This window comes from Micrococcus lylae NBRC 15355 (assembly GCF_001570885.1).
GTDB lineage: Bacteria > Actinomycetota > Actinomycetes > Actinomycetales > Micrococcaceae > Micrococcus > Micrococcus lylae.
This window is the reverse complement of sequence record NZ_BCSN01000031.1, coordinates 19191-29209: the sequence shown is the minus strand read 5'-3', so window position 1 is coordinate 29209 and position 10019 is coordinate 19191. Positions and strand designations below refer to the sequence as shown.

General features: G+C 71.0%; 6 protein-coding genes and 1 tRNA gene. 4 read left to right on the top strand and 3 right to left on the bottom strand.

The window, feature by feature from the left end; all coding sequences use genetic code 11:
- Positions 1-25 precede the first annotated feature (25 nt).
- From MLY01S_RS07710 to MLY01S_RS07700, 3 genes are read right to left on the bottom strand one after another with little or no spacing between them, the layout of a single operon-like run.
- The gene (locus tag MLY01S_RS07710; protein ID WP_082739843.1) at positions 26-817 is read right to left on the bottom strand and encodes an enoyl-CoA hydratase; all 792 of its coding nucleotides are present in this window, start codon (positions 815-817) and stop codon (positions 26-28) included.
- Positions 814-1788, bottom strand: a complete 975-nt coding sequence (gene mmsB, locus MLY01S_RS07705; RefSeq protein ID WP_067190878.1) for a 3-hydroxyisobutyrate dehydrogenase — start codon at positions 1786-1788, stop codon at positions 814-816. The genes MLY01S_RS07710 and mmsB overlap by 4 nt, the downstream gene beginning before the upstream one ends.
- A gap of 28 nt (positions 1789-1816) precedes the next feature.
- Positions 1817-3343 (bottom strand): CoA-acylating methylmalonate-semialdehyde dehydrogenase, encoded by a 1527-nt coding sequence (locus MLY01S_RS07700; RefSeq protein ID WP_369804909.1) that lies wholly within the window; start codon positions 3341-3343, stop codon positions 1817-1819.
- A gap of 371 nt (positions 3344-3714) precedes the next feature.
- Here MLY01S_RS07700 and MLY01S_RS07695 point away from each other — a divergent pair, with 371 nt between their 5' ends.
- From MLY01S_RS07695 to MLY01S_RS07680, 4 genes are all read left to right on the top strand, one after another.
- Positions 3715-5691, top strand: a complete 1977-nt coding sequence (locus MLY01S_RS07695) for a S8 family serine peptidase (RefSeq protein ID WP_245232193.1) — start codon at positions 3715-3717, stop codon at positions 5689-5691.
- 467 nt (positions 5692-6158) lie between these two features.
- Complete coding sequence (locus tag MLY01S_RS07690; RefSeq protein WP_067190875.1) at positions 6159-7631, top strand: S8 family peptidase; 1473 nt, start codon at positions 6159-6161, stop codon at positions 7629-7631.
- Between the two features lie 171 nt (positions 7632-7802).
- Positions 7803-7876, top strand: a tRNA-Val gene (locus MLY01S_RS07685).
- A 166-nt stretch (positions 7877-8042) separates the two neighbouring features.
- A complete protein-coding gene (locus MLY01S_RS07680) occupies positions 8043-9944 on the top strand; it encodes a threonine/serine exporter family protein (protein WP_067190873.1) in 1902 nt (633 codons plus the stop codon).
- Positions 9945-10019 lie beyond the last annotated feature (75 nt).

Below are 10019 nucleotides of genomic sequence, written 5' to 3'. Positions count from 1 at the left end.
TCGTCGGGAAGGAACGGGCGGGCCGTCAGGCCTGCTCCCACTCGGGCTTGCGCTTCTCGGCGAAGGCGCCCATGCCCTCCTTCTGGTCCGCGGTGGCGAACAGGGAGTGGAAGATGCGGCGTTCGTGGACGATGCCCTGCTGCAGGGTCGTCTCGAACGCGGCGGCCACGGCCTCCTTGGCCATCTGCGCGGACGGCTTGGAGAAGGACGCGATCTTCTGCGCCACCTCGCGCGCCTCGTCCTGGACCTTCTCGTCCTCCACCAGGCGGGAGACGAGGCCGATGCGCTCGGCCTCCTCGCCGTCCACCTGGCGGCCGGTCAGCACCATGTCCATGGCCTTGGCCTTGCCCACGGAGCGGGTCAGTCGCTGGGAGCCGCCCATGCCCGGGATGACGCCGAGCTGGATCTCCGGCTGGCCGAAGCGGGTGCCCGGGCCGGCGATCAGCACGTCCGCCATCATGGCGAGCTCGCAGCCGCCGCCGAGGGCGTAGCCGGTCACGGCCGCCACGACCGGGGTGCGCACACGGCCCAGACGCTCCCACGCCTGGAACCAGTCCGAGGCGTACATCTGGGTGAAGGTCCGGTCCTTCATCTCCTTGATGTCCGCGCCGGCGGCGAACGCCTTGGGGGAGCCCAGCAGCAGGATCGCGCCGACCTCCGGGTCCATGTCGAAGGCTTCGGCGGCCTCGACGACGGCGTTCATGGTGGCCTCGTTGAGGGCGTTCAGCGCCTTCGGACGGTTCAGGGTGATGACGCCGACGCGGCCGTCGGTCTCCGTCAGGATCACGGGCTCGTCAGCGGTGGTCTTCTCGGTCACGCGGTGTCCTCCTTGGACTCGAGGGAGGCCGACGCCTGGTCGGCACGGACGGTCTCGATGATGCCGGAGAAGTCCTTGCGGGCGCCATCGCCGTCGGCGTACGCCTGGTACAGGCGCTGGCTGGTGCGGCCCAGCACGGCGTCCACGTTCTCGCGGTCGAGGGCGGACAGGGCCAGGCCCAGGTCCTTCGCCATCAGCGCCCCCATGAACCCGCCGGCGAAGTCCCGGTTGGCCGGGGAGGTCGGCACCGGGCCCGGGACCGGGCAGTTCACGTTCACGGACCAGCACTGGCCGGTGGACGTGCTCATGACGTCGTACTGGACCTGCGGGTCCAGGCCCAGGCGCTCGCCCAGCACGAACGCCTCGGCGGCGCCGATCTGGGTGATCGCCAGCATCATGTTGTTGCAGATCTTCGCGGCCTGGCCCATGCCGTGGTCGCCGCAGTGGACGATCTTCGCGCCCATGATCTGCAGCAGCGGCTCGACGCGGGCGAACGCGGCGTCCCCCGCGCCGACCATGAAGGCCAGGGTGCCGTTCTGGGCGCCCACCACGCCGCCGGACACCGGGGCGTCCACGGAGTCGAAGCCCGCGTCCTTCGCCATCTGTGCGGCCTCCTGGGCCTCGGCGATGTCGATGGTGGAGCAGTCCACGAACAGGGTGTTCGGCTTCGCGGCGGCCAGCAGGCCCTCGGAGCCCTCACCGCCGGCGTAGGTGGCCTTCACCAGGCTGCCGTTCGGCAGCATGGTGATGACCACGTCCACGTCCCGCGCGGCGTCCGCGCCGGTCGCGGCGATCTCGACGCCGGCGGCACGGGCGGCCTCCACGGCCTCCGGCACCGGGTCGAAGCCGGTGACCTGCACGCCCGCCTTCACCAGGTTCGCGGCCATCGGGCCGCCCATGTTGCCCAGGCCCAGGAAGGCCACACGGCGGGCATCCTCGGGGACGACGACGTTCTCGGTGTTCTCGCTCATCTCGGAGTCCTCCTCAGCGGTCTGCGGATCAGGAGCCCTCGGGCATCACGAACGAGGCGCCGGAGCGGATGCCGGAGGGCCAGCGCGTGGTGACGGTCTTGGTCTTGGTGTAGAACTTCAGGCCGTCGGTGCCGTACTGGTTCAGGTCGCCGAAGCCGGAGGCCTTCCAGCCGCCGAAGGAGTAGTAGGCGATCGGCACCGGGATCGGCACGTTCACGCCGACCATGCCGACGTTCACGCGGGTGGAGAAGTCTCGGGCCGTGTCGCCGTCGCGGGTGAAGATCGACACGCCGTTGCCGAACTCGTGCTCGGACGGCAGGCGCAGGGCCTCCTCGTAGTCCTTCGCGCGCAGCACGCACAGCACCGGGCCGAAGATCTCCTCCTTGTAGATGCGCATGTCCGCGGTGACACGGTCGAACAGGGTCGCGCCCACGTAGAAGCCGTTCTCGTGGCCCTCGACGGTTGCGCCGCGGCCGTCCACCAGCAGGTCCGCGCCCTCGTCGACGCCGGCCTGGATGAGTCCCTCGATGCGCTCCTTGGCCTGCGCGGTGACCACGGGGCCGAAGTCGGCGCCCTCCTGGTCGGAGGCGCCCATCGTCAGGTCCTTCATGCGCTCCTGGAGCTTGGCGACCAGCTTGTCCGCGGTCTCCTCGCCCACCGGGACGGCCACGGAGATGGCCATGCAGCGCTCGCCGGCGGATCCGAAGGCGGCGCCGATGAGGCCGTCCGCGGCCTGGTCCAGGTCCGCGTCCGGCATGATCACGAGGTGGTTCTTCGCGCCGCCGAAGCACTGGGCGCGCTTGCCCAGGGAGGTGGCGTGCGCGTAGATCGACTGGGCGATCGGGGTGGAGCCGACGAACGCGACGGCCTGCACGGCCTCGTGCTCGATCAGGGCGTCCACGGCGTCCTTGCCGCCGTTGACCACGTTCACGGCGCCGGCGGGCATGCCGGCCTCGACCGCCAGCTCGGCCAGGCGGACCGGCACGGAGGGGTCACGCTCGGACGGCTTGAGGACGATGGTGTTGCCTGCGGCCAGGGCGCAGCCGGCCTTCCACAGCGGGATCATGGCCGGGAAGTTGAACGGGGTGATGCCGGCGACCACACCGAGCGGCTGACGGATGGAGTGCACGTCCACGCCGCGGCCCACCTCGGAGGAGAACTCACCCTTGAGCAGGTGCGGGGCGCCGGCGGCGAACTCGACCACCTCGACGCCGCGCTGGATGTCACCGTGGGCGTCCGGCACGGTCTTGCCGTGCTCCCGGGCGATGGAGCGGGCCAGCTCGTCCGCGTTCTCGTTGATCAGGCGGACCCACTCGAGCAGGATGCGGCCGCGGCGCTGCGGGTTGATGGTGGACCAGGTCTGGAAGGCCCTCTGGGCGGACTCCACGGCCTCGGCCACGCGCTCGGCGCCGCCCAGCGACACCTGGGCGGACACCTCGCCGGTGGCGGGGGTGAAGACGTCCTGCGTCGGCTCGCCGGTGCCCTCGACACGCTGGCCGTCGATGAAGTGGGGGATCAGGGTGGTCATGGTGCGCCGTCCGTTCTGCTCGTCCATGAGCGTTCGATTCCGGAAGATCTGAGGCGGCCGGCCCTGTCCGCAAACACTGCGGAGGCGGGGTGTGGGCCACGTCTCAGGACGACCATACGCCCTCGAGGCGTCCAGGACACTTTTATGTCCGACTTTCGGAACCGCCGGGCTGATATGGACGTAGGTGCAGCGATCTGTCCGAAGGTGCCGCCGCCTGTCCGATCGTGCCATCGACAGGCACCATGGGACGATGTTTCTCGACGATCGTCCAGGAACGCCCTGCCCTGCTTTCCGGCCTGGTCAGCGGCGCCTACTGTTATCCACATCACCACCGGACCGGGGGGACGCAAGGGTTGCGGCGGTGTGCCATCATCACCTCTTCCATCAGGAGAACCATCATGGTGAAGACGACCATGACCACCGCCGAAGACCGCCCGACCCGCCGTCTCGGCGCCGCTCTGGCAGCCGCCGTCGTCGCCGGCTCCGCCCTCGCGGCCACTCCGGCCGCCACCGCCACCGAGGTCCCGGCCCCCGCCGAGAAGGCCCCGATCCTGGCGACCCCCGTCGCTGACCTGGCGGCCCGGGGCATGGAGGTCCCGGATCCGAACGCGGACGGCTATGACAAGTTCATCGTCACCTACAAGGAGACCGCCTCTGCGGCCGCCACCGCACAGGGCCGTGCCCATGCCTGGGGCAAGGCCGCGAAGCAGGCCGGCGTCTCCGTGAAGGAGCTGCGCGCCACCGCCGTGGGCTCCCGTGTGATCAAGGCGGACAAGAAGCTGTCCCAGGCCGAGTCCGCGGAGTTCATGGAGACGCTCAAGGCCGATCCGGCCGTCGAGTCGGTCGAGCCGGACGTCATCTTCACCGCGGCCCTTGACCCGAAGGACGCCCTCTACAACCAGCAGTGGGGGTTCCACGGCGCCAACGGCATGCGCGTCCCCGGCGCCTGGGACCACTCCACCGGCTCCGGCGTCACGGTCGGCATCATCGACACCGGCCAGACCAGCCACCCCGACCTGGACGCGAACACCGTCCCGGGCTACGACTTCATCTCCGACCCGGGGAACGCCCGTGACGGCGACGGCCGTGACGCGGACCCGACCGACGAGGGCGACTGGTCCGTCGCCGGCGAGTGCAACTCGCCCTACGCGTCCGACTCCTCCTGGCACGGCAGTCACGTGGCCGGCACCGTCGGCGCCGTGGCGAACACCGAGGGAGTCGTGGGTGTGGCTCCGGATGTGAAGCTGCAGCACGCCCGCGTGCTCGGCAAGTGCGGCGGCTCGCTGTCCGACATCGCCGATGCGATCGTCTGGGCTTCGGGCGGATCCGTGCCCGGAGTCCCGGACAACCAGACCCCGGTGGACGTCATCAACATGTCCCTCGGCGGCTCCGGTGCCTGCAGCGCGACCTATCAGAACGCGATCGACTCGGCCGTGTCCCGCGGCGTCCCGGTCGTGGTCGCCGCCGGCAACGACAACAGGGACGCCTCCGGGGCCACCCCGGCCAACTGCGACAACGTCATCACCGTGGCCGCCTCGGACTCCAGCGGCAACCGTTCCTCGTTCTCCAACTACGGATCCCCTGTGGACGTGACGGCCCCCGGCACGGACATCATCTCCACCGTGAACGCCGGCAAGACCACCCCGAGCTCCTCGACCTACGCCGCCTACAACGGCACCTCCATGGCCACCCCGCACGTGGCCGGCGCGGTGGCGCTGATGCTGGCCAAGGATGGCTCCCTCACCCCGGCCGCCGTCGAGTCGGCGCTGAAGGACAACGCCCGTTCCATGCCGGGATCCTGCTCCGGCGGCTGCGGCGCAGGCCTGGTGGATGCCGCCACGACCCTCGCCTCTCTGGGCGGCGGCTCGGAGCCTGCCCCGGAGCCGGAACCGGAGCCGGAGCCGGACCCGGACCCGATCGGCGGGGAACTGCTGACCAACGGCGGCTTCGAGCAGGGCGCCACCGGGTGGCTCGGCACCGGCAACTCCACCCCGGTGTACTCCGCGGCGGGCTCCCACTCCGGCAACTACCACGCCGCCATGAACGGACTGGGCTACCGGAACACCGCCACCATCGAGCAGCGGGTGTCCCTGCCGGCCGGCAAGACCTCGACCCTGTCCTACGCCCTGCGCGTGGACTCGAACGAGGGCACCTCCGCCGCCTATGACCGCATGAGCGTGATGGTCAACGACGGCATCGCCTCCTACACGCTGAAGACGCACTCCAACATGGAGCAGGGCCGCGGGTACGTGACCCACACCGTGGACCTGTCCCGCTTCGCGGGCAAGGACGTGACCGTGTTCTTCCGTGGCGAGGAGGATGCGTACTCCGCGACCGTCTTCCGTCTGGACGACGTCTCGCTGACCGCCCGCTGAGTCTGCTGACGCGTCGGTGACGCCGCAGGTCCCGCCGGCCTGCACTGACCCGACGGCCCGGCCCGGGGAGCGCCCGCTCCCCGGGCCGGGGTCGTCTGTGCCGGCGCCTGATGTCAAGTACCCCTAGTGCCCGACGACGGCCGCCCACCCCGCGGGGGTGCGCGGCCGTCGTCGTGGGTGCCCCTCCGGCACCACGGTGCCGGTCACGGTGTACCGGCGTGCAGGCGGACCGTCCCGGCCGACGGGACCAGGGTGCTGACCGTCGGTGCCGCCGGACGTCGACGACCGTGCCGGGATCCGGCACCAAGGTGCCGGATGTGCGCCCGAGGATTGAAAGTGACCTGGCTCACCTGCCTAGCGTGAGGGCATCGCCGGACGTCGCGGCGAGGGGAGCTCCCCCAGGGGAGTTCAGGCCGCGACGGACGGAAGCAACCAGATCACCGATCACCTGTCAGAGGAGAAGCCCGATGGCTGCCCACCGAGACAACACCCGCAAGACCGCCCGCCGCGCCGGCGCCCTGCTCGCCGCCGCAGCGCTGGGAGGCAGCGCGTTCGCCGCCGCCCCGGCCCTCGCCGACCAGATCGCGGCCCCGGCCGAGAAGGCCCCGACCATCGCCACCCCGGTTGCCGACCTCGTGGCCCAGGGCATGGCGGCCAAGGACCCGAACGCGGACGGTTACGACAAGTTCATCGTGACCTACAAGGAGGGTGCGCAGGCCGCGACCACCTCCCAGGGCCGCGCGAACGCCTGGGGCAAGGCCGCCAAGGCCGCCGGAGTCTCCGTCAAGGAGCTGCGCGCCACCGCCTCCGGCTCCCACGTCGTGCAGGCGGACAAGAAGCTGGACCAGGCCGCCTCGAAGGCCTTCATGCTCCAGCTGGCCGCGGATCCGTCGGTCGAGTCCGTCGAGCCGGACGCCATCATGACCGTCGCCGCATCCACCCCGTCCGATGCCCTGTACTCGGAGCAGTGGGGCTTCCACGGGGAGAACGGCATGAACGTCGAGGGCGCCTGGGACGCCGGCACCGGCGAGGGCTCCACCGTCGCCGTGCTGGACACCGGCATCGTGGACCACCCGGACCTGAACGCCAACGTCTCCGGCGGCTATGACTTCATCTCGGACGCGGACTCCGCCCGTGACGGCGACGGCCGTGACGCGGACCCGAGCGATGAGGGTGACTGGATCGAGTACGGCGAGTGCAACGCCATGATGGAGTCCGGCTCCTCCTGGCACGGCACCCACGTGGCCGGCACCATCGGTGCGGTCGCGGACACCGAAGGCGTGGTGGGCGTGGCCCCGGACACCACCATCCAGCCGGTCCGTGTGCTCGGCAAGTGCGGCGGCTCCCTGTCTGACATCGCCGACGCGATCGTCTGGGCCTCGGGCGGGTCCGTGCCGGGCGTCCCGGACAACCCCGAGCCGGCCGATGTGATCAACATGTCCCTGGGAGGCTCCGGCATGTGCGGCACCGCCTACCAGAGCGCCATCGACCAGGCCGTGGCCAACGGCACCACCGTCGTGGTCGCCGCAGGCAACGAGTCCCAGCCGGCCGCCAACTCCCGCCCGGCCAACTGTGACAACGTGGTCACCGTGGCCGCCTCCGACGAGCAGGGCTCCAAGGCCTCCTTCTCGAACTACGGCGACGCCGTGGACGTGACCGCCCCGGGCGCGGAGATCATCTCCACCGTGGACTCCGGCACCACCACCCCGGCCGGCGCGGACTACGCCGCCTACCAGGGCACCTCGATGGCCGCCCCGCACGTGGCCGGTGTGGCCGCCCTGCTGGTCGCCAACGGCACTGCCGACCCGGCCGCCGTCGAGCAGCAGCTGAAGGACACCGCCCGCACCATGCCCGGCACCTGCGCCGAGGGCTGCGGTGCCGGCCTCGTGGACGCTGCCGCGGCACTGGGCGGCTCGGACGTCGGCGGCCGCCCTGAGTGATCCGCTGACCTGACACACCGATTCCCCTCGGCGTGAGGGGCGGGGCGGGGACCTGGCGGTCTCCGCCCCGCTCCGTGCCCGGGGCAGGGCCCGGTCGACGGTTTGGACGACCGCCGGGACATCGTGTATATTTCAGCAAGTTGCTCCGCCGCTGTGGAGGAGTCAGACCAAGGATCTTTAGCTCAGTTGGTTAGAGCGTTCGCTTCACACGCGAGAGGTCGCTGGTTCGAGTCCAGTAAGATCCACCGCCGCGAGGCCCTCCGCCACGGAGGGTCTCGCTTTTTTCGTGGAGGTGCCTTCCGTGGAGGCGCCCAGGGCGACGGCCGCACCGGGCCCGGCCCGCGCCACGTGCCCGGCGCACATGGTGTACTGGACCGCGTCAGCGGAGCCCAGCAGAGGCAGGAGGTCACGGTGTCACAGGATCCCCAGCAGGAGTCCTTCGACCCGCGCATCCCGGAGGCGCCCGTCGAGGTCTCGGCCATCCCCGTCATCCGGCCCGCCCACGCCGATTCCGACCCCGTCACGTCCCCGGCCCCGGCCGTCCCGGACGCCGCCCTCGACCCCGTGGAGACGGATGCGGCCACCGGCATGGTGGAGATGTCCACCGAGCCGGTGGCGGACTCGCCCCTCACCCAGCCGCCGCTGTCCGAGCCGGTGACCACCTCCGTGCTGGCCCCTGCCGACGGCAACGGCCGCGTCCCTGCCCCGCAGGCCGTCCCCGACCCGGACGCCAACGCCCTCGAAGCGTTCGCCGACGCGGCCCTGCACGAACCCCAGCTCGAGGAGTCCGGCTTCGCCGACGCCCCGTTCGCGGTTCCGGGAGAGCGGTCGCGGGGCCGCCGCCTGCCCCGTCCGCGGCTGCGCCGTTCTCCCAAGCCCGCGGCGGACCCAAATCCAGACCGGGTCGTCTACGGCGAGCACATGCCCACCCAGGCGATCGCCCTTGTGGAGCGCCTCGGCAGCTCCGCCTACGGCCGCCGTATGCGCTCCCGGCTCAGCGCCCGCAAGGCCGATCAGGACGCGGCCGTGGACGCCCGCACCACCCTGGACTTCGCCCTCAAGCTCGGTGAGACGATGTTCAGCTTCGGGGCGAGCTCCATGGACGTGGAGTCCTCGATCATCGTGGTCACCCAGGCGTTCGGCATCCACGAGATCGAGATCGACCTGACGAACCAGGCGATCTCCCTGAACTACGCCCCGGACTCCTCACGGGGAGAGGTGCCGTACACGCTGCAGCGTGTGGTGCGCTCCTGGTCCACGAACTTCGCCGGCCTCGGCCTGCTCCACCGACTCGTGGAGGAGATCGCCGACGGGGAGACGACCCGTGCCGAGGCGCAGCGCCGCCTCGTGGAGATCCGGCGCACGCCCAAACCGTTCCCGGCCTGGTCCGAGGTCATCATGGCCGGCGTCTTCTGCGGCCTGTTCGTGCCGTTCATCGGCGGCACGTGGCGAGGGGCACTGGTGGGCATGGTGTCCACATGGATCGTGTTCTGGCTGAAGATCAAGGTGGAGAAGCGCGGGCTCCCGGAGATCTTCAGCACCATGCTCGGCAGCTTCCTCGCCACCACGATCGCGCTGACGCTGCACGCGGTGAATGTGGGCATCGACCCGTCCCTGGTGATCGCCGGCGGCATCATGATCCTGCTGCCGTCCTCCCGCTTCGTGGCCGCCGTGCAGGACGCCATCAACGGCTTCCCCCTCACCGCGGCAGGCCGCCTGACCTCCGCGCTGCTGGGCTACATGGGCCTGATGGGCGGCATCATGATCGGCGTCATCGGCTCGGAGATCGCAGGCCTGCCGACGTTGGACCTGGCCGAGGCGCCGACGGGATCGGAGCTGCCGGCCATCGTCCTGATGCTGCTCGTGGCCTGCGCTGCGATGTCCGACTCGATCGTCGAGCAGGCCACATGGAAGGCACTGATCGCCTCCGGGCTGGTGGCCTCCGCCGCCTACGGCGTCTGGCTGCTGTTCGACGGCATCGGCACGGGCCCGCGCCTGACCCCGGCGATCGCCGCCATGGCGGTGGGCTTTCTGGGCCGCATCGCGGCCCTGCGTCTGGGCTTCCCGCAGATCGTGGTGGTGCTGCCCAGCATGCTCTTCCTGCTGCCCGGTCTGGCGATCTTCCGTGCTCTCTACGAATTCACGGTGGAGTCCGGCTCCACCCTGCTCGGCGTGGCCGGCATCTTCAATGCGACCGTCGTGGTGGCCGCGATTGCCGGCGGCGTGGTCTTCGGCGACATCCTCGCCCGGCCGCTGACAGACCGGATCTTCGTGGGGTCGCGGCCGGCCACCGGCGCCGGCCACGTCCGCTGACCGGAGGCCGCCGCCCGGACCCGGCCGTCGGGTCGGGTGCGCCTGCAGGCGGCGGCGCGTGCCGTCGTCGGGGCG